Annotated in this window: 18 protein-coding genes; 8 read left to right on the forward strand and 10 right to left on the reverse strand. The window is 47.2% G+C overall.

Going from position 1 to position 25,321, the window contains the following annotated elements; all coding sequences use genetic code 11:
• Nucleotides 1–55 precede the first annotated feature (55 nt).
• The 5 genes from accC to ACN0QW_RS10980 form a co-directional block, all read right to left on the reverse strand.
• Nucleotides 56–1,405, reverse strand: coding sequence for an acetyl-CoA carboxylase biotin carboxylase subunit (gene accC, locus ACN0QW_RS10960; protein WP_299381041.1), 1,350 nt, complete (start codon nt 1,403–1,405; stop codon nt 56–58).
• A 21-nt stretch (nt 1,406–1,426) separates the two neighbouring features.
• On the reverse strand, nt 1,427–1,873 hold the full coding sequence (accB, locus tag ACN0QW_RS10965; protein WP_417431423.1) for an acetyl-CoA carboxylase biotin carboxyl carrier protein: 447 nt from the start codon (nt 1,871–1,873) through the stop codon (nt 1,427–1,429).
• The gene (aroQ, locus tag ACN0QW_RS10970) at nt 1,873–2,328 is read right to left on the reverse strand and encodes a type II 3-dehydroquinate dehydratase (RefSeq protein ID WP_417431804.1); all 456 of its coding nucleotides are present in this window, start codon (nt 2,326–2,328) and stop codon (nt 1,873–1,875) included. The genes accB and aroQ overlap by 1 nt, the downstream gene beginning before the upstream one ends.
• Nucleotides 2,329–2,630: 302 nt before the next feature.
• On the reverse strand, nt 2,631–3,455 hold the full coding sequence (locus ACN0QW_RS10975; protein WP_417431425.1) for a DsbA family protein: 825 nt from the start codon (nt 3,453–3,455) through the stop codon (nt 2,631–2,633).
• Nucleotides 3,456–3,600: 145 nt separating this feature from the next.
• Nucleotides 3,601–4,965 (reverse strand): M48 family metalloprotease, encoded by a 1,365-nt coding sequence (locus tag ACN0QW_RS10980; protein ID WP_417431427.1) that lies wholly within the window; start codon nt 4,963–4,965, stop codon nt 3,601–3,603.
• 60 nt (nt 4,966–5,025) lie between these two features.
• Here ACN0QW_RS10980 and ACN0QW_RS10985 point away from each other — a divergent pair, with 60 nt between their 5' ends.
• Nucleotides 5,026–6,633 (forward strand): gamma-glutamyltransferase, encoded by a 1,608-nt coding sequence (locus ACN0QW_RS10985; RefSeq protein WP_417431429.1) that lies wholly within the window; start codon nt 5,026–5,028, stop codon nt 6,631–6,633.
• Between the two features lie 9 nt (nt 6,634–6,642).
• A complete protein-coding gene (locus ACN0QW_RS10990) occupies nt 6,643–7,785 on the forward strand; it encodes a pyridoxal phosphate-dependent aminotransferase (RefSeq protein ID WP_417431431.1) in 1,143 nt (380 codons plus the stop codon).
• Between the two features lie 103 nt (nt 7,786–7,888).
• On the opposite strand, the gene ACN0QW_RS10995 is transcribed toward ACN0QW_RS10990, so the two are convergent.
• On the reverse strand, nt 7,889–10,843 hold the full coding sequence (locus ACN0QW_RS10995) for an Rne/Rng family ribonuclease (protein ID WP_417431433.1): 2,955 nt from the start codon (nt 10,841–10,843) through the stop codon (nt 7,889–7,891).
• A 555-nt stretch (nt 10,844–11,398) separates the two neighbouring features.
• Here ACN0QW_RS10995 and ACN0QW_RS11000 point away from each other — a divergent pair.
• From ACN0QW_RS11000 to prfB, 3 genes are all read left to right on the forward strand, one after another.
• A complete protein-coding gene (locus tag ACN0QW_RS11000) occupies nt 11,399–12,640 on the forward strand; it encodes an N-acetylmuramoyl-L-alanine amidase (RefSeq protein ID WP_417431435.1) in 1,242 nt (413 codons plus the stop codon).
• A 176-nt stretch (nt 12,641–12,816) separates the two neighbouring features.
• Entirely contained in the window at nt 12,817–15,255 is a 2,439-nt protein-coding gene (locus ACN0QW_RS11005) for a penicillin-binding protein 1A (RefSeq protein WP_417431437.1), read from the forward strand.
• An 87-nt stretch (nt 15,256–15,342) separates the two neighbouring features.
• Nucleotides 15,343–16,480, forward strand: a protein-coding gene (gene prfB / locus ACN0QW_RS11010; RefSeq protein WP_417431439.1) for a peptide chain release factor 2 whose coding sequence is annotated in 2 segments (ribosomal slippage) — nt 15,343–15,411 and nt 15,413–16,480 — 1,137 coding nt in all. Because the reading frame shifts where the segments join, the coding sequence is not laid out codon by codon here.
• A 282-nt stretch (nt 16,481–16,762) separates the two neighbouring features.
• Here the strand turns inward: prfB and ACN0QW_RS11015 are convergent.
• Nucleotides 16,763–17,071: a hypothetical protein gene (locus ACN0QW_RS11015; RefSeq protein ID WP_417431441.1), complete on the reverse strand. Its 309-nt coding sequence runs from the start codon at nt 17,069–17,071 to the stop codon at nt 16,763–16,765.
• 165 nt (nt 17,072–17,236) lie between these two features.
• Here ACN0QW_RS11015 and ACN0QW_RS11020 point away from each other — a divergent pair, with 165 nt between their 5' ends.
• The 3 genes from ACN0QW_RS11020 to ACN0QW_RS11030 all read left to right on the forward strand — a co-directional run bounded on the left by ACN0QW_RS11020 (nt 17,237) and on the right by ACN0QW_RS11030 (nt 20,016).
• Entirely contained in the window at nt 17,237–18,103 is an 867-nt protein-coding gene (locus ACN0QW_RS11020; RefSeq protein ID WP_417431443.1) for a LysR family transcriptional regulator, read from the forward strand.
• Between the two features lie 289 nt (nt 18,104–18,392).
• Nucleotides 18,393–19,199, forward strand: coding sequence for a DUF3800 domain-containing protein (locus tag ACN0QW_RS11025; RefSeq protein WP_417431445.1), 807 nt, complete (start codon nt 18,393–18,395; stop codon nt 19,197–19,199).
• 145 nt (nt 19,200–19,344) lie between these two features.
• Complete coding sequence (locus ACN0QW_RS11030; RefSeq protein WP_417431447.1) at nt 19,345–20,016, forward strand: hypothetical protein; 672 nt, start codon at nt 19,345–19,347, stop codon at nt 20,014–20,016.
• A gap of 393 nt (nt 20,017–20,409) precedes the next feature.
• Here ACN0QW_RS11030 and ACN0QW_RS11035 read toward each other — a convergent pair whose 3' ends face one another.
• The 3 genes from ACN0QW_RS11035 to ACN0QW_RS11045 form a co-directional block, all read right to left on the reverse strand.
• Nucleotides 20,410–20,922: an MATE family efflux transporter gene (locus tag ACN0QW_RS11035; protein ID WP_417431449.1), complete on the reverse strand. Its 513-nt coding sequence runs from the start codon at nt 20,920–20,922 to the stop codon at nt 20,410–20,412.
• A 48-nt stretch (nt 20,923–20,970) separates the two neighbouring features.
• Nucleotides 20,971–23,460, reverse strand: a complete 2,490-nt coding sequence (locus tag ACN0QW_RS11040) for a cation:proton antiporter (protein WP_417431451.1) — start codon at nt 23,458–23,460, stop codon at nt 20,971–20,973.
• A 246-nt stretch (nt 23,461–23,706) separates the two neighbouring features.
• Nucleotides 23,707–25,248, reverse strand: coding sequence for a PAS domain-containing sensor histidine kinase (locus ACN0QW_RS11045; protein ID WP_417431453.1), 1,542 nt, complete (start codon nt 25,246–25,248; stop codon nt 23,707–23,709).
• Nucleotides 25,249–25,321 lie beyond the last annotated feature (73 nt).

The following is a 25,321-nucleotide window of genomic DNA, read 5'->3' on the forward strand; positions in this document are numbered from 1 at the left end:
CTATGCCCAGAAAATTATGCTTCAACACTTTATTCGGGGAATTCCTGTCCAGTTTTTACCCTTTATTTAAGCTATCAACAAATTTTTCCAACCAGTGAATATCATAGACACCGGATTGAAACTCTTCGTTATTTACCAATTCCATATGTAGTGGAATTGACGTGTTTACACCATCAATCACGTACTCTTGCAGGGCACGCCTTGTTTTCATGATACAATCGGCACGATCGTCTCCATGGACAATCAGCTTGGCAATCATGCTATCATACGTTGGTGGAATTTTATATCCGGCATAAATGGCAGCATCAACGCGAATGCCAAGACCGCCCGGAGCATGGTAGCCTTTGATCAGGCCTGGGGATGGCATAAAGTTGAAGGGGTGCTCAGCGTTGATCCGGCACTCAATCGCGTGCCCTTTCAGGACAACTTCTTCTTGAGTGTGGCTCAGCTTTTCGCCAGCAGCAACGCGGATCATTTCGCGCATAAGATCAATGCCACTGATCGCTTCTGAAATAGTGTGCTCGACCTGAATACGTGTATTCATCTCGATGAAATAGAATTCACCATTTTCATAGAGATATTCAATGGTACCAGCACTTTTATAGCCAAATCCTAACATCGCATCGGCAGAAATTTTACCAATACGATTACGTTCTTCGTCCGTTAGCATTGGCGATGGCGCTTCTTCTAGCACTTTTTGATGACGCCGTTGAAGAGAGCAATCTCGCTCGCCCACGTGGATTGCGCCACCTTGACCGTCGCCTAGTAACTGGATCTCGATATGCCGGGGTGTCCCCAGATATTTTTCCATATAGACAACATCATCACCAAAGGCAGACTTGGCTTCGGTACGTGCTAGTCGGAAACCTTGACGAAGTTCATCATCGTTATTGGCGACTTTCATGCCGCGACCACCGCCACCAGAACGGGCTTTGATCAGGACGGGGTAGCCGATTTCCTTGGCAATTTTAATGCCGTCTTCGGCACTTTCCAGTGCACCGTCGGATCCTGGAACAACCGGGATACCAAGCTTGATAGCTGTTTCCTTCGCGGCAACTTTATCGCCCATAATCCGAATGTGTTCGGGGGAGGGACCGATAAAGGTAAAGCCGTGTTCTTCTACCATTTCGGCGAAGCCAGCATTCTCGGAAAGAAAGCCAACGCCGGGATGAATAGCATCAGCGCCCGTCATTGTTGCAGCAGAAAGAATTGCTGGAATGTTGAGGTAACTGTCTTTACTTGGTGCAGGACCAATGCAAACGGACTCATCAGCAAGGCGAACGTGCATTGCGTCGGAATCTATTGTGGAATGGACTGCAACAGTTTCGATGCCCATATCGCGACAAGCCCGAAGAATTCTAAGGGCAATTTCGCCGCGATTGGCAATGAGGATCTTTTTGAACATGAAGCCTTCTTGTGTCAGCTATTATTCAATAACCATCAGTGGCTCACCAAATTCGATTGGCTGACCGTCACTGACGAGGATCTGTTTTACGACGCCTGATTTAGGGCTAGGCAGCGGGTTCATGACTTTCATTGCTTCGAGAATAAGAAGCGTCTGTCCCTCTGTTACGCTGTCACCTACCTTTACAAAAGTTGGGGCACCAGGTTCTCCAGAGAGATAAGCTGTCCCGACCATTGGTGAGGTAATGGCGTTAGCAGGTATGCCGCCAGCATCACTTGCCGCAGGTGCAGCGGCAGGGGCCGCAGCGGGTGCAACCGCTGCGGGGGCTGCAGCGTGAACAACGGTTCCGCCTCGGACTAAGCGGATACGGTGACCGTCTGCTTCATATTCAATTTCGCTCAGGTCCGTTTCATCCAGCAAGCCGGCGAGGGTACGGATAACCTTCTCATTTACTTCAAGTTTAGACATTATAAATCTTGTTCGCTGTTTAAAACGTTAGCCATCGCATCCATAGCCAAAAGATAGCCCTGACGTCCCAAACCACAAATAACCCCAAGGGCGGCTTGTGATACATAGGATTGATGTCGAAAGCTTTCGCGACGATGGATGTTAGAGATATGTACCTCAATAACGGGTAGCCCGACACCCTTTAGGGCATCCAGTAATCCGATTGATGTATGGGTAAGTGCACCCGGATTGATGATGATACCTTCGTGTGTATCACGCGCGTCGTGGATCCAGTCAATAAGCTGACCTTCCCAATTGGATTGCTTGCACGCCAAAGAAAGCCCAAGAGCTTTGGCACGTTTGTGACAAAGCGTATTGAGGTCTTCTAAGGTTTCAGAACCATAAATTTCTGGTTCGCGGGTACCCAGCAAATTCAAATTGGGTCCGTTTAAAAGCAACACTGACGGCAAAGGTATGCACCATTCATTTCAGTTAAATGAATTGATTAGGGGTAACATAGCAGTGCAGATCGTGCAATCAATTGCGTCAATTGTTATCGCTTTTTTTCAATCCGTAAGATTGCCTTAACCGTAAGAGAGAAAACAAAAATCGGGTGTGGCTGCCCATACGAATTTCAGAGTGGTTTCTGTATGTGTCCCGTATGGTTTTGGGGGCGGTCACAGGAAAAACCTCTGACCGAATTCCCCTCGGGTGGTTATTCGGGCAAACTTCCCGTGAGATGCTCCCCTTAACGGGGAGGGGTGTCATTAATGCGGTGTTAGCTGGCTTTTTTTGCGCGGATACTCTGTATGAGTGCTTTGAATTCTTCGAAGGAGGTGTTCGGTGGGACGCTTGTTGTTCCGACGATGAATGCGGGGGTACCGTTCGCGCCAATTCGTTGTGCTAGAGCACGGGTGTTAAGGATTTCCTGCCCAACTTCTTCGGCTTTCATGTCATCTTTGAATTGATCTAAGTCCAGATCAAGATCTTCCGCCAAGGCAAAAAGTCTTTCTTGGGAAAGGTCCGACGCACTGTCCATTAAGGCAAAGTGATATGCGTCGTATTTCCCCTGTTTCATCGCGGCCAGTGCAGCACGGGCGGCAATCATGGATTCCGGGCTGAGGATCGGAAACTCTTTCATGACAACTTTCAGATTGGGATCATCCTCGACAAGTTGTTTAACGATAGAGGCTGCTTTGTGGCAATAGGGGCAGCGGTAATCAAAGAATTCAACAAGCACAACATCACCATCAGGGTTCCCTAAGACGGGAGACGTCGGGGAGTTGTGGAGATCTTCTAGGTTGCTGGTAATCGCAAGCTGCTTTTGCTCTTCTTCGCGTTGGGCCTGTAGCTCTTGATAGCGGGTCAGAGAGTCGATTATGACCTCTGGGTTTTGCAAGAGATACTCTTTGACAGCTTCTTCAAAGGCCTTTGTCTGTTCTTCTGTTTTCAAGGGAAAAACCGTTGAACTATCTGTGGCGTCCTGTGCGTGACCAATTGTTCCCAAGGCAACTGTTGTGGATAGGGCAATACTGCCCGCTAAAACTGACTTGCGAAGAGTTGCCCAGTTATAGGACGTATGATTTTTTTTACTTAGGAGCATTGGTTTCGACTTTTTTTAATGGCACATAATGTGGCTATAATGATGAAATTCCTACGAATATGCAAAGAACTTTCCCGTGAATGGCAAAGAACTTTAATGTGAACGATTACGTTCTACGCTTGTGCGTGAGGATATTTGAATTCGGTTAATTGTTTTTACGCTTCTTATCTTTACGTTCTGCTGTGCTGTTCAGATCCGAAGCACGTAACCAAGCAGGTGATCCTTTGGGGAGTAAATCGCGTGCGCGTCCTGACTGGATAACGGCTTCGGCATATTTTCCTCTGCCATAGGCGGCTTCGGCGAGGGCCAGTGTTGTCATGCCCTTGTCACCCCGGCGTCCATAGATGATTGCCGCCTGTCGCCAAACGCCTGCGTTATTCGGTTCCTGTGCCAGAATGGTTTGAATATGTTCCAGAGCTATCGTGTCTTTTTCGGGGGTATTTTCTTCAACAAGGACGCGCACGTACAACGTTTTTATGGGGGCTGCATCCGGGGCCAGTTCTACAGCCTTTTGAAGATAGGGGGCTGCTTCCTTGCCACGGGCAAATTCAAACAGGATTTGACCTTTGAGTTCCAGAAAATATGGGTCGTTCGGATAATCAACCAGCAAGCTGTCGAGCTCCCGCAGGGCATTGTCTATATCCGTAGATCGGTAATATGAAATAGCACGGGCATATCGCCCTTCTTGCGACATGTCTTCCCGCGGGTATTTTCTGAGTACTTTTGCTGAAGAATCTAAAAAGCCGACAAGTTTGGCAACAATCCGTTTGTGGAGTTGGATAATCTCGAGCGAATCGGTTTTATCGGAATATGGTGACTTCAGAACTTCATTATCCAAAAAGTTGTATCTTTGTTGTGACAGGGGGTGACTGCGCAGATAGGGATCCTGATTTTGGCTGAGCAGTACTTCCTGTCCCCGCAGCACCCCCATGAAATCGCGCAGGCCAGCGGCAGACTGTTCTGTGGCGCGCAGATACTTCACAGCAGCCTGATCAGCGGCGGATTCCTGTTGGCGAGTGTAGCTCAGAAAATTTCTAAGGGCTAATGATTGCCCTGCACCGATTATAACGCCAGCTGCTTCACTTTTGCCTGTGGCCAGTGCGGCCCCAACACCCAGCAAGTAACTGGCAAAGGTTGTAACCAGCGCTTTGTCGACACTGTCGCCACGAAAAGCAACGTGCCCACCGGCAAGGTGTCCGGTTTCGTGCGCAATCACACCAATGACTTCCGAAGGCGTTTTGGCCTTGATTAACAGGCCCGTATTGATAAACATCCTGTTACCTGATGTAACAAAAGCATTAAGGCTTTTGTCATTGACGATGAAAATACTTACACTTTGCGGGCTGATACCAGCAGCCTGAAAGATTGGGGTGGAATAAACCCTCAGAGCGTGTTCTGTTTCAGCGTCACGGATCAGGTTCAATCCCTGTGCTTTTGCTGGAAAGGTAAAAGTAACAGTGGCAATAAAAGCAATGATGCGTAAAATCAGGCGGGCTGGTCGTTCATTCAACGGACAGTTCTCACAAGTTTATAAGATTTCGTATAGTCAATTGGGGGCAAAGCGTCAGTAATGCAAGACACCTTTTTCGGTAAAACAAAACTTCACTCCGCTATCTTAACAGCATGTTTGGGGGGAATGCTACTCTCAGCTTGTGAAACTGCGGATGAAACTGCAAAAGGAAATCTTCAGGTTGTCGAAGGTTTTGCTGGCGTTGTATCAGCTGATGAACCAAGGGCTGCTCAGGTTGGACGCGAGCTGTTGGGAAATGGTGCGACGGCTGCTGATACCGCTGTTGCAATGTATTTTACCATGGCTGTTACCATGCCATCGCGTGTTGGTATCGCTGCGGGCGGGGCGTGTTCTTATTATGACAAGGAAGAAAACAAAGCTGTTGCCTTGAATTTTCTTCCGAAATCGTCTGCGTCTGGCGGTGTTATTCCAAAAGCACCCCGTGTAATGGCTGCGTTGCATGCTAAATACGGGGCTGTTCGTTGGCAGCAGCTTGTTGCATACGGAGAGAATCTGGCGCGCTTTGGAAACCCTGTTAGCCGTTCCTTTGCTTATGATCTGGCCCTTGCTAATCAACGACTTGGGGTTAATGCAGAACTTTTGAGTAAGTTTGCACGCGAAGATGGCAAGCTACCACGCGAAGGCGATAAGCTTGTTCAAGCTGAATTATCAGGACTTCTTGGGGGATTGAGAGCTCAGGGGGCAGGATATTTGTATGCCGGGGCGTTGACCCGACGCTATGCCGAGGCGTCAACAAACGCAGGTCTGCCCTTAACTAGTGATGAAATTCGAAATTACCTACCAACTTTTGAAGAGCCACTTACCGTACAAGTCAAAGACGATTTGGCCTATTTTTCTGGTGACTATTCCGGAAGCGCGCTTGTGACTGCAAACTTGCTGGGGCAACTACATGTGAGCGATAACTACGTTGATGCTTCTCAAGGTGAGAGAGCGCACATGTTTGTCGAAGCATTGAAAAGAGCGCACGTTGTACGTGCTGGTGTAGTCTCGGGGCAGATTCCTGTAGAGGCAACCCTTGGAGAAGAAGCGCTGGAAAATGTATTTGAAAGCTATAGTTCAGGTAACTCGACACCAGTATCTGCATTGCCATTTCAGCCAATAGCTGCGTCTGGAAACCCCTATGCAGCTGGTTTCTCTGTTATCGATAAATATAACAATGCTATTGCCTGTAGCTTTACATTGAACGGCCTGTTCGGTTCCGGCCGCATGCTTCAGGACATGGGGGTTGTTTTGCCCGCACCACCTAGGTCTGCTGCGGATGGTCTAGATACCGTTGTTAGTGTTGTTGTTGCAAACGATCCAACCACTTTTTCCCGATATGCCGGTACATCTGCGGGCGGAGCTGTCAGTGCCTCTGCATTGGGGAAAGTCATGGCGGATACCTTGTTGGGGGAAGTCGCGCTAAGAGAAGCTGAGTCTTCTGCCCGATTACACCATAGCGGTAAGCCGGATGTTGTGTTTTACGAGAAAGATAGTTCAAGTGACATCATTGAAAGCCTTAAAAGCAAAGGTCATGATGCAAGACCAGCCCCGGAATTTGGCCGTGTTAATTCTAGCCATTGTGCAAAAAGTTTAAAGTTTAATCCTGAAACCTGTAGTTCTGCCGCGGATAAACGCGGGTATGGCTTGAGCCGTTTGGCACGATAGGACAGAAGTATGGCATTGAAGCTTTCGAACAGGGGGGATATTCCTCCCTTTATCGTGATGGATGTTTTACGCGCAGCAAATGAACGTGCTGCGGCGGGTGAAGACATTCTTCATCTTTCTCTTGGTCAACCAGCAACACCAGCTCCTGATTATGTTCTCGAGACAGTCAAATCAGCCCTAGATACTGAGATGATTGGCTATACAGATGCGATGGGGATTCCCGAGTTACGACAGGGAATCGCAGATCACTATATGCATTTGTACAAGCAAAAGGTTGATCCCAGACGTGTCATGGTGACGACGGGATCTTCGGCGGGTTTCCTGTTGTCTTTTCTTGCTGCGTTTAACCCCGGCGACCGGGTTGCATTAGCAGCACCGGGATATCCTGCATATCGTAATATCCTCGTCGCGCTGGATATTGAACCTGTCCTGATCGAGGTCGGTCCAAAAGAACGCTTTCAGCCAACGGCCGAGCTGTTGGCAGCGCAAGGCGAATTGGATGGTGTTATTATTGCCAGCCCGTCTAATCCGGCAGGTACAATGCTGAGTGAAGAGGCTTTGAAAAGTATTATAGATTACTGTGATGCGAATGAGGTCCGGTTGATTTCTGATGAGATATATCACGGTATTAGTTATGGGACGCAGGAAACGACAGCTCTGAAATTTACCGATGATGCATTTATCATCAACTCCTTTTCTAAGTATTTCTCTATGACAGGATGGCGGCTGGGGTGGATGATCCTACCCGAAGACATGTTGCGTGCAGAGGAATGTCTTGCTCAGAATTTCTTTATATCCCCGCCGACATTATCTCAAATAGCGGGTGCTACAGTCTTTAAGTGCTATGATGTTCTCGAGAGTTATGTGGCACAATACGCCCGTAATCGGGAAATATTGTTGAACGAGCTTCCAAGTGTCGGTTTTGATAATTTGGCACCAGCTGACGGTGGGTTCTATATCTATGCCGATATCAGCAAGCGTACCAATGACAGTCAGTCTTTCTGTTCACGCCTTTTGGCTGAAACAGGTATAGCGGCGACGCCAGGGGTTGATTTTGACCCTTTTAATGGAAGCCACTTTATGCGGTTCTCTTTTGCCGGAACGGAACAAACAATGCTTGAAGCAGTGAAGCGCCTTAAAAGCTGGCGATAAGCTGTTTGTTCCGTTACCTGAAATAATCAGAAAATAACCAGAAAATAAAAAGCCCCGGATTAATTAATCCGGGGCTTTTTCTATGTGTTAGCGCTAACTGGAATTAGTTACCAGTTATTCTGCTCCACCAGCCTTTTTTCTTGGGGCCGGTGGGCTGAGCAGGTACGGCAGTCTCCGCTTTAGCGGGGGGGCTCTTTACGGCAGCTTCTGCGACAGGTTTGGGTTCTGAAGCTTTAGGCTCTGACTTGGTTTCCGGTTTTGAAACGGGTGTTTCAATCGGAATGGTTTTGACTTTAGAAGAAGATTTTGTTGTCTTCTCTGTCGTTGCCTTGGTTGCTGGAGCTGCTTTCTTTCTGGGGCGTCCAACGGGACGTCCAGTTTTTGTTGTGGCTTTTGCCCGGGTTCGTGGTTTAGCCTTTGGCGCGTCCTCTGATGTCTTTTCTGATTTTACAGCAGCGGCGGCAGCAACAGTCTCTTTTTCTTCTGCGGCAACGGTTGGTTCCGGTGTCACTTCAGTTGCTGTATCTGCTGTTGTCTCTACTGGCGTATCTGCGGCTTCAGCTTCGACCTTCTTGCGAGGCCGCCTTGTCGTTGTAGCCCGTTTGCGTGGCGCACGAGGCTTCTTTGGCTTTTCTTCAGCATCGGAAGCTGGCTGTGCTTCGTCAGAAGAAGCGTTTTCGCTGACGTCCTTGCCAGAAGATGCTGTATCAGTTGATGCAGCATCAGACGCAGAGTGTTCTGATGTGGCTACACTGTTTTGCGGTGCATCTTCTTTTGCAGATGTGTCCGTTGATGTGGGTTTTCTGCGACGAGGACCGCGACGACGTTTTGGTTTTTCGTTATCAGACGGTTTGTCTTCGGTAGAAGCAGTAGCTTCGTCTGTTGCTTCTGCGCTAACCTCGGACGAGTTCTCTGTATCCTGATTGGTGTCTGATTCTACAGCGCCTGCATTTTCCTGGGCTTCAGATCCGTCTTGCAGTTCTTCTTCACCCTCAGGACGTCTGGTTCTTCTGCGTCCACCACGTTTCCCGCGGCGACGACGCTTGCGTGGACGTCCATCATCGTCAAATCCGTCCTCGTTACGTGCGGTATCCTGATCGCTATCAGCGGTCTGGCTATCCGTCTGGGCGGCGTCGAGGGTTGAATCCAGATTAATTTCGCCGTCAGCATCCGAAGATTCAGGACGGTCTTTGCGGCGACGGCGGCGACGGCGACGCTTAAGGTCTCCATCTTGACGGTCGTTATTACGTTCTGGGCGTTCCGAACGTTCTTCATCAAGCTTTCTTGTCGATTTTACCTGTGTCGATTTTACAGGCTCAAGCGGCATGATTTCATCAACTGGTCCGTCGTTATTTGCAACTAGTCGTTCCAAACGGAAGTTCGGAATGACGATACTGTCATCAGCATTGATATCAACGGCAAAGTTATATCGTTGTTCAATGTCTATCAGACGTGAACGTTTTTGATTCAGAATGTAAAGTGCAACTTCGGTCGGAACGTAGAGAGCAATTTTGCCGCTGCCTTTACGGATGCCGTCTTCTTCCAGAGCACGAAGCGCATGAAGGGCAGCAGATTCTGTGGTTCTGACTGTTCCTATCCCGTCACAGTGCGGGCAAGCTACAGTTGAATTTTCAACAATGCTTGGGCGCAGCCGTTGGCGGGACATTTCCAACAATCCAAAGGGGCTGATCCGCCCCAACTGGATACGTGCCCGATCTGCTTGCATGGCGTCTTTTAGACGCCGTTCAACTTCGCGGTTGTGTTTTTGGTCATCCATATCGATGAAGTCAATAACCAGAAGTCCGGCTAGATCACGCAGGCGTACCTGTCGTGCGACTTCATCAGCTGCTTCCTGGTTGGTTTTGAAAGCAGTTTCTTCGATATGACGCTCTTTGGTTGCACGGCCAGAGTTAACATCGACGGCCACCAACGCTTCGGTTGGGTTGATAACCAGATATCCACCTGATTTTAGCTGTACAATCGGGTTATGCATGGCATCAATCTGTGTCTCTACCTGAAAACGGTGGTAGAGCGGAACCTGCATGCCCTTGTAGTGCTTAACCTTCTTGGCATGGCTTGGCATCAAAGAACGCATACAGCTTTTGGCCATTTTGTATCCGCGGTCACCTTCGACCAAAATCTCTTCCATATCACTGGTATAGAGATCGCGCATCGCCCGTTTAATCAGGTTCGCTTCTTCGTAAATCAGGCTTGGCGCTTCGGATTTTAGCGTGTTTTCGCGAATTTCATTCCAAAGGCGAATAAGGTATTCGTAATCGCGTTTGATTTCCATTTTCGTACGCTGGCTACCAGCAGTACGAACGATCACAGCAATCCCTTCGGGAATCTTTAATTCGGAAAGAATATCTTTTAGACGCTTACGGTCATTTGGATTGCTTATTTTACGACTAATCCCGCCACCTTTGTTGGTGTTGGGCATCAGAACCGAATATCTACCAGCAAGTGACAGGTATGTGGTTAGCGCAGCGCCTTTGTTGCCACGCTCTTCTTTTGCGACCTGAACCAGAATAACCTGACGACGCTTGATGACCTCTTGAATTTTATAACGCTTCATGAGGTTTACGCGAGACTTTGTTTTTATTTCAAAGTCAGACTCGTCTTCATTGATGCTATCGACAGAGGTTTCCCCGGCGATTTCTTCAATGGTGTCGTCTTGTTGCTTTTCTACACTCTCGAGGGAGGTTGAAGAAACATCAGAAGTATCTTCTTCTGCTGGTGGCGTATTGCTCTCATCTTCTTCCTGAACATCAATAACAGCTTCTTCAGCCATGATGCTATCGCGATCGGCAACCGGAACACGATAATAGTCCGGATGGATTTCGCTGAAGGGAAGAAAACCATGTCTGTTTCCACCGTATTCTACGAATGCAGCTTGGAGAGATGGTTCAACACGGGTTACACGAGCGAGGTAGATATTTCCTTTTAATTGTTTCTTGGATTGGGTTTCAAAATCAAAGTCTTCAAGTTTGTTTTCGTTGTGTACCACTACCCGGACTTCTTCCGGGTGGGTGGCATCGATTAGCATACGCTTTGCCATTCGTGAGTAACTCCAGCGTGCGGCCTGCGCCTTTGGTAAGCCGTATCAAAGGCGGCGCACGGAACATCATTGTCGATGAATTTATATGACCAAGAGCGTTCATTACCGTTTCTTTATCCTGCGTATCCGTAGTTTAGAACGGGAACGCTCTCGCTTGAGAATCACCCATAAAATTCAGGTGATTCGATTAAGTTAAAAAGTGTTGAGGGGGTAGTTGTTTTTGTAAAACCTTGCCCCATCAGTTTGGCTTGTTGTACTTGCTTCTCAGGGCGTCTTTTATAAAGACCGAAATCTGAAGCTTCTGGCTAACAGAGCCTCCTGAGGCATTAGTACACGCTGTAAGTTGGGATATTGTCCCGCTATCAGCGTAGAATTTTCTGCCTGTAGACTAACAGGACCGCTCCCTCTGTGCTAGAAGGTAATTTCACTTTTTTGGATTCATTTTAAAATTGCGTGATAATAGGGGTCTGTTTTGAGTATGTTTTTCGAGTAACATACTTGAATCAAACCGAAAATAGCTTGGTGTTAAACAGTGATATTTGAGATAAAGAGCGCATGAACGTTAGGTTTTTTAGCTGTACCAGACTGGCGGGACTTTTCCTGACCTTGGTTGCTCTTTTCGTAACAGTAGGTGCACAGAGTTCTGATCTGGATGCGATACGAATCGGAAAGCATCCGGATAAAACCCGTTTTGTGATGGAATTATCCGAAGAACCGGCTTATCGGATTTTCACGCTTCCAGATCCGTACCGCATTGTTATTGACCTTCCCAAATTGAACTGGAAGGTGCCTAAGAACAAGGTTCCTAGGGCAACAGGGGCTGTACAGGCACTCCGTTTTGGTTTGTTTGAACCGAATATTAGTCGCGTGGTTCTGGATGCACGATATCCTGTTTCTATTACCTCGGCCTTTTTGCTACCGCCAAAAGACGGGCATAAACATCGACTGGTCGTGGATATCAAACGTATTACCGCGGCAACCTATAAGTCATCGGGTGAACAGAAACGTCAGCTGACATCTGCGACGCCGCTAAAGGAAGAAACACAGGTGGCGGCAACGCCGATTGCACCCGCTTTGACCGCACCTAAAAAACCGAAGAACGCAAAAAAAATCATCGTTGTTGATGCCGGCCATGGGGGCGTTGATCCCGGTGCTATTGGTGTGTCGGGTATACAAGAAAAGAAGCTCGCCCTGAGTTATGCAAAAAGCCTGAAAAAAAACCTGGAGAGTAAAGGGCGTTACAAGGTTGTTATGACCCGGAGCACGGATACATCTTTGGCCCTTCGACAACGGGTTGGAATCGCACAAAAAGCCCATGGAGATCTTTTTATCTCTCTGCATGCGAACAAGCATCCGTCGAGCCGGGTTCGCGGTTTCTCGGTTTATAGCCTGTCTGAAAACGGGTCGGATAAAGAAGCCGAAGCCTTGGCCGCAAAAGAGAACAAAGCTGATATTATCATAGGCTTTGATTTGAGTGAGCAATCCGCAGATGTCAGCAAAATTTTAATCGATCTTGCGCAACGCGAAACCAACAATCAAGGCAAGCAGTTTGCAAACGTTTTGGTTGGTGAGATGAAAAGGGAAGCCAAGCTGTTGGGACGTCCCCATCGCTCAGCAGGTTTTGCCGTGTTGAAATCACCCATAATTCCATCTGTATTGGTCGAGCTTGGGTACATGTCGAACAGACAGGAAGAGCGATTACTGAGAAGCGACAAGCACAAGGAAAAATTGGTGGCCGCAATTGGCCGGGCAGTCGATCAATATTTCGGTAAACTGGAAAGTTATAACGCGCAATAACTGGCTTCTCTGTGCTTTCTGTTATAATAACAGGAAAGAATTTATCCCATGATCGTTCCAATTTGACGTTGTGGGGGCAAAAAGTGTGGCAGGCGATTGTCTGTTTTGCCATATGATTGTCATAGTTTTGAGGCAGATTTGCCGAGTATGCATTGATGCTGGTTAGGATTTAAGGCGTGAAGTTTCTGAAGATATTAGGCTATTTGTTTGGCTTGGGAATTGTGATGGCAATTGCTGGCGGGGGCGTGGTTCTCTATGCCTTTTACGAATATGGCAAAGGTCTGCCGGAACATACAGATCTTAAAGATTACGATCCGCCAACCGTAACCCGTGTCCATGCGGGTGATGGTCGTTTGATGGAAGAATACGCCAAGGAAAAGCGTATTTATGTTCCTATCACAGCGGTTCCGACCCGTGTTAAAGACGCCTTTCTTTCTGCGGAAGATAAAGACTTTTATACCCACGGTGGGTTGAATTATTTCTCGCTTGCCCGTGCCATGCTGACCAACATCAAAAATATTGGGTCAGGCAAACGGTTGATCGGTGCGTCGACGATTACGCAACAGGTCGCAAAGAACTTTTTGCTGACCAACGAAGTTTCTTATGAACGTAAAATCAAAGAAGCGATCCTGACCTATCGAATTGAACATGCTTTTGAAAAAGAGCGTATTCTGGATTTGTATCTGAACGAGATCTTTCTTGGCTATCGATCTTATGGTGTCGCGGCGGCTTCGCTGAACTATTTCAACAAATCCCTTGATGAGCTAACAATTGCAGAAGCTGCCTATCTGGCTGCGCTACCAAAAGCACCGTCCAACTATCACCCTGTACGTCGTCACGGCGCAGCCCTCGCACGGCGTAACTGGGTTATCGGGCGTATGCTTGAAAACGGCAAGATTACCCAGGTCGAAGCTGAAACTGCATGGCAATCCCCGTTAAAGGTGATCAAGCGGGATCGAACCGAAGTTATTGACGCACCTTATTTTTCAGAAGAAGTGCGCCGTGAGTTGATCGACCTTTATGGGGAAGACGGGCTTTACGAAGGCGGGTTGTCTGTTCGCACGACGTTGCAGCCAAGGCTGCAAAAGATTGCGCAGAAAAGTTTGCGCGATGGATTGATTGAATACGATCGCCGTCATGGGTGGCGAGGTCCGGTTGCGACTTATGACCCGGAATCGCCGGACGGATGGAAAATACAGCTGGAAGCGATCCCCACACCCAAGGGGGCAGAGCCTTGGCAGCTTGCTGCGGTTTTGGAAGTTGGTAAAAAATCCGTTTCCATCGGTCTTGTTGACGGCACCCGTGGCACTATTCCCATGAGCGAGTTGAAATGGGCGCGTAAGTGGCTCAAAAATCAACGCTTCGGCGGCGTGCCGAGTACACCGGGGCATGTGTTGTCACTGGGGGATGTTGTTCTTGTTGAGGGTGTTAGCAAAACACCAAAGGGGAATGACTATCCCGAAAATACTTTTGCCTTGCGTCAAATTCCGGATGTGAACGGTGGGCTTATCGCCATTGATCCGCACACGGGCAGAGTTTTAGCCATGTCGGGTGGCTTTTCCTTTTCGCGGAGTTCATTCAACCGCGCAACACAGGCGATTAGACAGCCGGGTTCTGCGATTAAACCGTTTATTTACCTCACCGGTCTGGATAATGGCTATACCCCTGCAACGCTTATACAGGATGCACCGTTCTCCTTAGATCAGGGGGCAGGTCTTGGTAAATGGAAACCAGCGAACTATACCAAAAAGTTCTATGGCCCGACCCGTATGCGGGTTGGTTTGGAAAAATCCCGAAACCTGATGACAGTTCGTCTGGCCCAGAATGTTGGCATGGACAAAATTGTCGAATATGTCAGACGTTTTGGCATTGAGAACAATATGAAACCTGTGCTGTCCATGTCGTTGGGGGCCGGGGAAACATCCTTGCTACAGATGACCACGGCTTATGCCATGCTGGTTAATGGCGGTAAGCGGATTGAACCAACACTGGTTGATCGCATTCAAGATCGGCGTGGGAAAACGGTTTTCAGACACGATTCCCGAAATTGTATACCCTGTGTCAGCGATGGTGAGTGGCAGAATCAATCTGTTCCCACATTGCCGGATACGCGCGAACAGATCGTTGATCCCGCATCCGCATATCAGGTTGTGTCTATGCTTGAAGGTGTGGTGCAACGTGGTACAGGGCGCAGAATTAAATCTATTGGCAAGCCGCTTGGCGGGAAAACGGGGACAACCAATAAAAGCTTTGATGCCTGGTTCCTTGGTTTCTCTCCGGATTTGGCAGTCGGGGCCTATGTGGGCTTTGATAACCCCAAAACGCTGGGGGCCAGAGAACAGGGCGCAAGTGCTGCCGCGCCAATCTTCAAGTCCTTTATGGAAGAAGCCTTGAAAGATGCCCCTGCAACGCCTTTCCGTGTTCCGGCGGGTATCAGACTGGTCAGAATTAACGCTGAAACAGGCCGTCTTGCCGGGGCAAATGATAGCAATGTCATCGTTGAGGCTTTCAAGCCGGGAAACGTGCCATCGCCTAATTTCTCAGGTGCTGGCGAAGAGAATGACAATCCGCTTTTGTCTGTGACCGATGGATTAACAACCGAGGGGTTGTACTAACCCGCCTGAAACAGGTAGAAGACGAAACGGTTGGAAAAAACCGAACTATTTATTTTAAAAATTAGCTGATGAGGAGGCCGTATAAACATGCGCGCCGAGATCGAAGCGGCGGTTAGCGATATTGAACAGTCGCTGATCCTGCTGAGGAGGCATCTTTGACTGGGATGCCGCACTTAGACGATTAGACGAACTTAATGTTCGTGCTGAAGACCCTGAACTCTGGAATGATCAGCAGCTTGCCCAAGCGCTGATGAAAGAGCGTACCCATCTGGAACAGTCGATTGCCGCTGTGCGCAAGATCGAAAGCGACGTGGAAGAAGCCACCTTGCTGATCGAGATGGGCGATGACGAGGGCGATCAGGATTCTGTTGATGAAGGTGAAAGCCAGATTTTCGCCCTGAAAGAACTGGCGGATAAGAAGCAGCTGGAAAGCTTGCTGTCTGGCGAAGCCGATGCCAATGATTGTTATCTACAGGTTAATGCTGGTGCTGGCGGGACAGAGGCGCAGGATTGGGCTGAAATGCTTTTGCGCATGTACACGCGTTGGTCTGAACAGCATGGCTATAAAGTTGAATGGCTGGAAGAAAGCAGCGGTGAAGAAGCTGGCTTAAAATCCGCGACGGTAATGATCAAGGGCCATAATGCCTATGGTTGGTTGAAAACCGAAGCTGGCGTTCATCGCCTTGTGCGGATTTCCCCTTATGATTCACAAGCCCGTCGTCATACATCTTTTAGCTCTGCGTGGGTTTATCCGGTTATTGATGACAGCTTTGATATCGAAATTCTGGACAAGGATATTCGCGTTGATACCTTCCGTGCTTCCGGCGCGGGTGGGCAGCACGTGAACACCACTGATTCAGCAATCCGTATTGTCCACGAGCCCACGGGTATCGTTGTACAGTGTCAGAATGACCGTTCTCAGCATAAAAACCGCGCAACCGCGATGAACATGTTGAAATCGCGCTTGTTCGAACACGAAATGCAAAAGCGTGAAGAAGTTGCACAGGCCGAAGCAGATTCAAAAACCGAAATTGGTTGGGGACGACAGATCAGATCTTACGTTCTACAGCCATATCAAATGGTGAAAGACCTGCGTACAGGGGCGGAAACCAGTAATTCTGGCGCTGTGCTAAACGGTGATATTGATATGTTCCTTGAAGCATCTTTGGCATCCAAGCTCAAAGGCGGTACGACAGAAGACGAAGATCACGACGAGCTTCTTTAATCAAATTCGGCGAGTTCCTAAAGCCAGTTGATTAAAGCTTGATGTTTTCGATACCGTTTATATTGAGAAAAACCCGATAGGAGAAATCCTATCGGGTTTTGTTTTAGCATAATCAAACAGCAGGTTTGTTTAGCCCAAAAACAAGCTGAAGCAAGGTAAGGCAAGGTATTGCCTGTTAAACTTAACGCTTGTTCCCGATTAGATCACTCTGTTCTCTCTGACATTAAGCGCAAAGAAAGCAGTGCGATCTAATTCTTTTATCGTGCGTTGATGATAAAGGGTTTATTCCACACGATCCGTTGGTAGGTCCCAATAGGCACGGCTACTTTCCTGACGAACCTGTTCTTTACTCAAGCCGACATCTTCTCGTTGCTCGGATGTCAGGTCAGCCAAAACGCGGCGCTCTTTCCGAACTTCAAAAGCCGTTGCCAACCAGTTACGAGTTCGGGCAAGGAGGCGATCTAATACTGTTGCCGCTTCTTTTGTGCTTGATGAGAAGGTCTTTTGATCCTGAGAAAAAGAAGCCCCGCAAGCGCCGTTGGTGCCCACAGTATGACATGTGCTCAAGCTATGACCGGTTTGTTTTAGCATTTTATCCTCCATTACAAAATGTGATGGCCTTGGTGTTTGTGATCAATGTTATTGATATATTGTCACGGATTTAGTATTATGGAAGTGAATAGTGTTGATGGATATCATCACAAAAATTGATAGCGTGATTTTCTGATATCAGACGAACACGGGAAAGGCAGTAGATTGAGAAATTTTGACCTTGGAACATTACGCAGCTTTATCGCTGTTAGTGAAACCGGCGGTATGACAGCGGCGGCGAACAAGCTGCATATGACGCAGTCGACGATCAGTATGCAGATCAAACGATTGGAAGAAAGTGTTGGTCTGCCCTTGCTGGATCGTAATAGCGGACGTGGCATCCGGCCAACAGCAGAGGGCGACCAGTTGCTTGGCTATGCCCGGTCCATGCTGGAATTGAACGATGAAATCTGGGGAAGATTAACAGCCCCCAAATACGAAGGTAGTATCTGCCTTGGTGTGCCGGGCGATGTCATCAGGCCGCATATTCCAAGTGTTCTTAAACAGTTCAACCGTGACTTTCCCCGCGTGCAGGTCAAACTGAAAACGGCGGGATCAATTGATCTGGCCACTGAAATCGAACACGGCCAGCAAGATTTGATTATAACAACAGAGGTCTATGACAAAGACCAGAAACTGCCCGCGAATGGTGAACTGTTGACTGTGCAGCCTCTGTTATGGACGGGGGCTGTAAAGGGCCATGCATGGATGGCGCGTCCTTTACCTGTCGCGATGGTGCGCGGCTGCGCCTTTCGGCGGTCCATGATTGATGCCTTGGAAAAGGCCAATATTCCCTGGCTGGACGCGGTCGATACGGACAGCGAAGATTCCACCTCGGTGGCTGTCGCGGCAGACTTCGCAATCCGCCCCGAACTCTCAACCTTCAGTGACCCTAGCATCGAAGTCATCGACCACCGTGGCGAACTCCCAACCCTACCCCGATGCAGCATCAACATGTACCTTGCCGACGGCCCGAACAAAGTCCTGGCAGAAGAACTGGCGACCTATATCCGTGGTGCTTTTGGAGGGTAAGGGGAGTGGGCCGTTCAGATGATAGTTTAAAGCTGTACCGATTCAATTTTGGAAATCGCTATAGCTGGATCAACCTGTTTAGGCGCAAGAAGATTATTGTTTAAAAAGATGTTTCAATAACACTTAAGGTTGTGCATTGGGCTATTTTATATAATGTTTAATTTGTTATTGGAGCTTCCGCTATCGACCCAAAGCAGACGTTTAAATTAGTAGAGTTCAATCATTTATGAGAAAACAATGTCCAGACCGGCGTCATCAATAATATTGCAATAGGATACGGAGGCAATAAATGTCAGATTATACCCTTTTCGTGGATGAAAGTGGTGATGCTGGGATCGAGAGGGTTCGAGATGACACTCAAAGTGGCGCTACACCTTATTTTGTTTTTGGTGCTACTTTAATTAAAAACGACACTTACGAAGAACTTAGTAATGTAATTACGGATATTTCAAGTTCATTTAAAACAGATTTTTTGCATTGTAATAGGCTTAATCACGCCCAAAAGAAATATTTCGCCCGGACAATTGCTCGACAACCCATAATGTTGTTCGGTCTAATTTCTAGGAAATCGACGTTAGGGGGGTATAAAGAATATATCGATGCAGATGTGATGAGGTTTCACAATAAGTGTGCTGGTTACTTATTGGAATGCGTAGGTGAATACCTTGCAAGCCAGGGAATTGAACCAAATGATGTAGACATTCTTTTTGAAAAAGGACCTTTCGATTATAAGGGATTGGGCAACTATGTAAGATATTGCCAGGCGAATGCTTATTATCCAGGAAACAAACTACTAAGAAATATTGCCGCAAGAAAAATTCGAGCGGTTACTAAAGAAGATGAACCGCTTTTTCAAATCTCTGACCTAGTTGCCCATGCCCTTTTTCGAGCTGTAGATATAAACGACAGCTTTTTTAATATTCCTGAGCCGCAGTATTTTATTGAATTACACAAGCGTTTTTATCACCACCCTGATACCAAAGAACTATATAACTATGGGTTCAAAGTTATAGATGGTCTTGAAAGAGCCCAAGTTCCTGACGAGGTAAAAGAACTTCTAAATGATTTTCGCGGTGAAAGCCTGTTTGAAGTATAAATTTAATTTATTTTACTAATTGGTTATAACGAGCTCTTCATCCCCAAACCTCTTCGAACATGCGACTAGTGACCTTATTCATAATTCTTTTATGTAAGAGTTTATAGTGAATTAGTCGAGAACATTCTTACTTTAAAGGAACAAAATGGAACTTGATAACAACGCAATCTCGTCTCATATGCTGGATCTTGGATTGGGTGCTCTCGCTCATGCGACCCATCATGCCATGTATATGAGTATGGATAATGATCGATGGCCCGAGTTGTCGGTTCTACAGGCTGCACACGCTGCTGAAATATTGATCAAAGCTCGTATAGCTCAAGAAAATCCATTACTGATTTTCGAGAAGCTACCGAAAAACTCCACTAATGGCCCATCCTTAAATATGGATAATCTCTATAGGCACGGCAGGACAACTCAATATAGCGCTCTTCCCGATAAATTATTGTCTACAACAGGAAATACTCTTTCAAATAGAGAGAAGTTTGATGAGTTTGGGTGTATTCGAAATAGTATTCAGCATTTTCTTCCAAAGGATGGTCTTAGATATGACGACTTAGCGCTCGAATTTATCTATGAAGTAGTTGATCCATTCATTAATGAATGCTGGGGGCTTCATGCATGCAATTATTATGAGGACATTGATGGTGCCGAATACCTTTTGGATGCATTGATCACTAGAGGTATTTACTTCAACGTATCTTCAGAAATGGCAGAAAGTGGAGCATGGGTTGAACTTAATTGGCCTGACAGTAATCCTGACTATAAAACAGAGATGGAAAAGCGTGTTTGTGAAGTATTGCAGAAACAGCTCTAAGCCGAGGTTAGTACAAGAGCTAAAACCAACTAAGTAATAAATTTTGCAGTAACTACGAACAGAACCCAGTGTATTAAAAGTCAGTTTAGGGCCAATTTAATCGCCGCTTTTGTCTAAATAAGCACTTAATCTGAATAAAGGAATTATCATGGAAAAATCTAAAGAAGTTATGTGCCCAATTTGCAAAGAAATGACGATAGAATCTAAATGTAAAAATGAAAAATGTGATGGTCATGGGATGTATATCAAGCCAATAAAGAAAAGTAATTAAGGAAGATTATATATACTTGGTTAGTGATTATTCTTACGTGGAAATTACCATAAGCGTTTTACGACCTTGTTATTTAATGCCCGCTTCTGGCACAAAGCGGCTAAATCAAACTCTAGATCTACCTAACTCTCATACGTCCTCAATATCCCCGGTCCGCCCAACCCTTGAATGCTTTTTCTTGCAACGATGATCAGGATAATCGTGGAGAGCAGCAGGCCGCTCCAGACGGCGGTGAAGACGGCGGCCCAGACGCCCCATGTGCCCCAGTTCAAGACGTAGATGAAGAGCGCGGCGAACCCTGCTGAGGCGAAGATTTGTCTGTAAACCCCGATCCATACGGTCCAGATCGGGCGTTTGATGCCTTGGAAAAAGGACATCATGGCAAAGAGGGTCAGGTAGGCGGGTAGCATGGGGGCGGCGAGGAGTAGGTAGTCAAATCCGGTGGAGATGACGTCTGGGTCCTGAGTGAAGAGGCCCAGCAAGAACTTGCCGCCGAGCAGGAGTAACAGCGCGCCGATGAGCATCATCCCGATGCCAGCGGGTATTGCCAAGGCTTTGAAATGGTCGGGAATACTGCCGCGAACGAGGTTTCTTTCCCGGGGCTTTTTAGTGCTTTTTGTACTGGCTTGGGCCACGGGGAAACTTTCTGATTATTTCAAATAGGATTTATTCCACAGGTCAGTTTATTTCTTTCCTTGGTTCATCATTCTTCTTTTATCCGCAATCTGGGTAAGGGTGCTTCGCCAATCCGGATGGGCACGGGCCAAATCGTGAAATGTATCTTTTTCCAGAAATAGTAGGTGGGAATAGCTAATGGATTTAACTGATGCACTTCTACTGGTTTCGTTGAGAAGGGCCATTTCGCCAAAGAAATCGCCATAACCAAGGCGGTGAATCTCGTCCCCTACACTAATCTCAACTGCGCCACTTTCGATGAAATAGAGACCATCGGCGCGGTCTCCTTTTTTGAAGACGTAGGCTCCATCGGCGAGAACGCGGGTTTGTAGCTCTTTCGTTACTTGGGATAATTCAGAAACGTCCAGATCTTTGAACACTGGAAAAGATGTTAAAAGCTCGACAGTTTTTGCCTTGATATCAACATGGGTTTGCGATCGCCTTGTGGCATGAAAGAAATTTGCTTCGCTTGTCAGGCTTCGTGCCAAGTCGATACTTATTATTCCGGCTTCGCGAAGGTTTTTTATTTGTTCCAATTCATCCCTGTAAGCGATGCGTTCCAATATTCGTCGATCAAGGGTTCGGGCAAATTTAGGATATTGCAGACGTAATGCGGCCAAGTGCCGTTCAATGCTGCCCAATCGTTGATCAAGGATTTCCTGTAACAGCGTAACGGTCTGTGTTCCCAACAGACTTTGAAGTCTTCGATCAAGGAAGCTTTTCAGTTCTAATACAAGAATGCGGTTGATTAGTAAAAAATGAAAGTGTTTACCAATATGCGATGCTATTGGACGATTAAAGTCCAGATGGGTATGTGCCCAGCTTAACAACTTGAACCGTGTGCTGTGCCGGTAAGGTTTTTTTGCGGCTGAAATATATCCTTCGCGACCGCTTTCCCTTGACGCATCGATCATGTCTTCGATGACAAGTAAATATCTATCGACAAGGTCATGGCGGAGAATGCCGCTTATTCGTTGATCAAACAAAAGCGACTTTTCTTGATTGGTTAAGGCCACCAGGCCAATGATCAGTCTATCGTTGTCGTTAATTTCGTGTTCATATGATTTGTCATCTGCGATGCGTGATAAGCGGTTGATATATTGTTCGGCTGTTTGCCGGGTCAATTTTGGATCCAGTTGAAAACGGCTGGCAAAACTATTTAGGCTGGATTGTACCGTTGACAGGGATTGAGTTAAGACTTGGACCCGAAAGGCGCGTTCGATCGGGGCGAGCTGGTCAAGTTTTAGCCATTTCATCAAGGCCGTTAATGTTGGCCCCTGTATCAATAGGGTAAATAGAGCAAAACCAGTGGCCTGGATTGCAATGAAGCGCTGTGTTTCACGATCTATCAATGGGTTTTCTGTGACGGACAAGGCAAGGGCAAGTGTAACAGCACCGCGTAGTCCCCCCCAGACAATGACCGTTTTTGTGGGGTTATCAACTGGTTGTGTGATTTTTAACGCTGTTAAAAATGGAAAAAACCCAAACAGGATCAAGGCCCTTGCAACCAGTGCCGCGATGACTGCGGTGAGAATAATCAATAGGTCGGCAAAAGCAAAATCCGATAACAGATCCGGCACAACAAGGGCGGCAAGAATAAAAACCAGACCGGTTGCCCACCATGCCAGTTGTTCTAAGGTTTCTTGAAAGAACTTGAAGGTTTCCGGTTCAAACCGGGGACGTGCCATGGCGCTGAGGACAAGGCCGCTGGTGACCACGGCGACAACACCGGATATCTCGATATAGTTCTTGGCCAGAATATAGATTACAAAAGGTAAGGCGACGGTAATTGTTAGCTGGGCAGAACGAAAAGAGCTAAGCCAAGAAATCAGAGAGATCGCTATGCGGCCACAGATTGTACCTGTGATTATCCCGCCAAGAAACGCAAACCCAAGTTGTTGGACGAGAAGACCGAATTCATAGCCACCCCCTGAAATAATAAGAGTTAGAAATGCACCAAAGGCGGCAATGGCCGTGGCATCATTTAAAAGGCTTTCGCCTTCGACCAATCGGGTCAGACGTTCAGGAGCACCGAGGTCTCGAAAAAGACTGATAACCGCGCTGGGGTCGGTTGTGGCAACAATGGCCCCGAACAAAAGGCAGACCACAAGTGGCGCGCTGGATACCAGGGATACAGCGCCGCCGATTAAGGCTATAGCGACAAAAACGCCCAAAACGGCAAGGAAGATAACGGGGACAGTATCTTTTGCCAGCCGCCTGACATCAATGGTGATCGCCCCTTGAAAGAGCAAGATCGGCAGTAAAACATCCAAAAAAGTTGCCGATGAGACCGGGATGTTGACGACCAGTGCGGCGACTTCGTTAAACTGATCCGTCAGGCGAGTGTGGAGAAGCCAGCTTGCGCCAGAGGCAATAATGACACCGATAAAACCTAGTACCACGGTAAAGGGCAAACCTGTTCTTCTGGCCAACGGCTGGGTACAGGCGATGACGATAAGAAGGGCTGAAATGGTTAGGACAATATCTGAAACTGGCAAGCGCTGTTATCCGTGACGTTAGGCATTTGTATTTTCTAAAGTAACTATATATGTCGCTTTACAATTTGCCCCAAGTTTTTCTGCAAATAATCAACAAACAAGTGCATTTTTATTTGGTTGACACAGCTATTGGGGACAAACGAGGGGAGTTTTCCAAGCCTTGGGTTGGGCTGAGGTAACCTTTAAGCGGACTCCAACTCTCTTAACCAGAACTTACCCAAACCTTTGTCTCGTCTCAACCAACCCTCAAATTGATGCAGGATCAACGTATCTTTCGACAGGAAAGTCCAATGTAATCTGTGTGCCCTTTCCGACTTTACTTGTCAGCGACAGCGTTCCGTCGTGCAGTTCTGTCAGCATCTTGCTGAGGGAAAGGCCCAGACCAGTTCCTTCGTGTGCCGTACGGGCATTAATGCGGGCTTGGCCAAAGGGGGCAAGTACGATCGGGATATCGTTTTCTTCAATACCGCAGCCTGTATCATTGATGATCAGTTTGATACTGTGATCACTGTTCTTCTTAAGATCGAGAAGAACTTTACCGTCACTCGGGGTGAATTTTACGGCATTGGTAAGCAGGTTGAGCAGGATCTGACGCATGATGCGTTCATCCCCGCGAAAATAAACTTTTTCTTTGGGGGCTGTTACTTCGATATTCAGGGCCGCAGCATCGGGCCGCCCTCGGATGATTTGCATACAGGCCGAAATGGTATCTTTCAGATCCAGTACATCTTCATTCAGCTCAAACTTCCCTGATTCAACTTTGGATATATCCAGAACGTCGTTGATCAAATTAAGAAGGTGTTCGCCGGAATGGTGGACGTCATTGATGTATTCCCGATATCTGGGGTGTCCAAGATCACCAAGCAATTCATCTCGCATGACTTGGGTAAAGCCAAGGATGGAATTCAATGGTGTTCGCAATTCATGGCTCATGTGTGCCAAGAATTCAGACTTGGTATTGTTGGCAATGTGGGCTTCGTCTCTTGCCCGCATCAAGGCGAACTCTGCTTCTTTAATATCGGTAATGTCTTTTTGTATACTGACGATATAGCCGTCTTCGGTGACACGATCACTTAAAAGAAGATACCGCCCATCCCGAAGCTTCACGACCGTTGATTTTGGCGGTCCTTTATCAAGATCCGTCCGTCGATTTATATAGTCCTGTTCATCGCCTTCGATAACATTGACGGTGCCTCTTTCTATGTCCAGCTTACCAAGATCGTAACCTACGACCCCCTGTTTTGCTTCGTCGTCGCTGTAGCCATAAAATTCTTTAAACTTGCTGTTGCAAATGACTAGAATCCCATTGGGGTCGTAGAGGACAAAACCTTCGCTCATTGCCTCCAGCGCGTCGACCAGCATTTTTCGGGAAGATACCGCCGAATTTTTAACTTTTATTTCTTCGGTAATGTCATACCCGCAAAACAAGAGGTAGTTTTTATTCTTAAGAACAACGGATTGAATAGATACTGAAAAATCATGCAATGAACCGTCTTTGCCCCTTAGACATGCATGAAAGCGGCTCACAGGCTTATCAGTTTTTATACGTCGGATCATCTCGGCCCGTTTTTCCGGCCCTAACCAGATATTAAGCTCCTGAGATGTTCGCCCCACGACCTCTTCCCTTTTGTACTTCAGGGTTTTAAGCCAGGCATCACTAATGGCGTGGATTAGACCAGTTTGGGGATCGGTGATGACAAAATAAGTCCCTGAAGCAGAGAAAATGGCTTCCAGAAGTTCTGCTGAATCAAGCTTGAAGTCCGTGAATAAAAATTCCGGGGTTGGCAATTCTCGTCCTCTTATAGCAACAAACTTTTTAAAGCTCTGTTCTTGATTGATTTATTTTGAAGAGCTTGTGTTT

The organism is Kiloniella sp., from assembly GCF_048259265.1.
Lineage (GTDB): Bacteria > Pseudomonadota > Alphaproteobacteria > Kiloniellales > Kiloniellaceae > Kiloniella.

Coding starts and splice junctions, on each gene's coding strand:
- accC (WP_299381041.1), bottom strand. CDS start 1,405: ATGTTCAAAAAGATCCTCATTGCCAATCGCGGCGAAATTGCCCTTAGA.
- accB (WP_417431423.1), bottom strand. CDS start 1,873: ATGTCTAAACTTGAAGTAAATGAGAAGGTTATCCGTACCCTCGCCGGC.
- ACN0QW_RS10975 (WP_417431425.1), bottom strand. CDS start 3,455: ATGCTCCTAAGTAAAAAAAATCATACGTCCTATAACTGGGCAACTCTT.
- ACN0QW_RS10985 (WP_417431429.1), top strand. CDS start 5,026: ATGCAAGACACCTTTTTCGGTAAAACAAAACTTCACTCCGCTATCTTA.
- ACN0QW_RS10990 (WP_417431431.1), top strand. CDS start 6,643: ATGGCATTGAAGCTTTCGAACAGGGGGGATATTCCTCCCTTTATCGTG.
- ACN0QW_RS10995 (WP_417431433.1), bottom strand. CDS start 10,843: ATGGCAAAGCGTATGCTAATCGATGCCACCCACCCGGAAGAAGTCCGG.
- ACN0QW_RS11000 (WP_417431435.1), top strand. CDS start 11,399: ATGAACGTTAGGTTTTTTAGCTGTACCAGACTGGCGGGACTTTTCCTG.
- ACN0QW_RS11015 (WP_417431441.1), bottom strand. CDS start 17,071: ATGCTAAAACAAACCGGTCATAGCTTGAGCACATGTCATACTGTGGGC.
- ACN0QW_RS11025 (WP_417431445.1), top strand. CDS start 18,393: ATGTCAGATTATACCCTTTTCGTGGATGAAAGTGGTGATGCTGGGATC.
- ACN0QW_RS11030 (WP_417431447.1), top strand. CDS start 19,345: ATGGAACTTGATAACAACGCAATCTCGTCTCATATGCTGGATCTTGGA.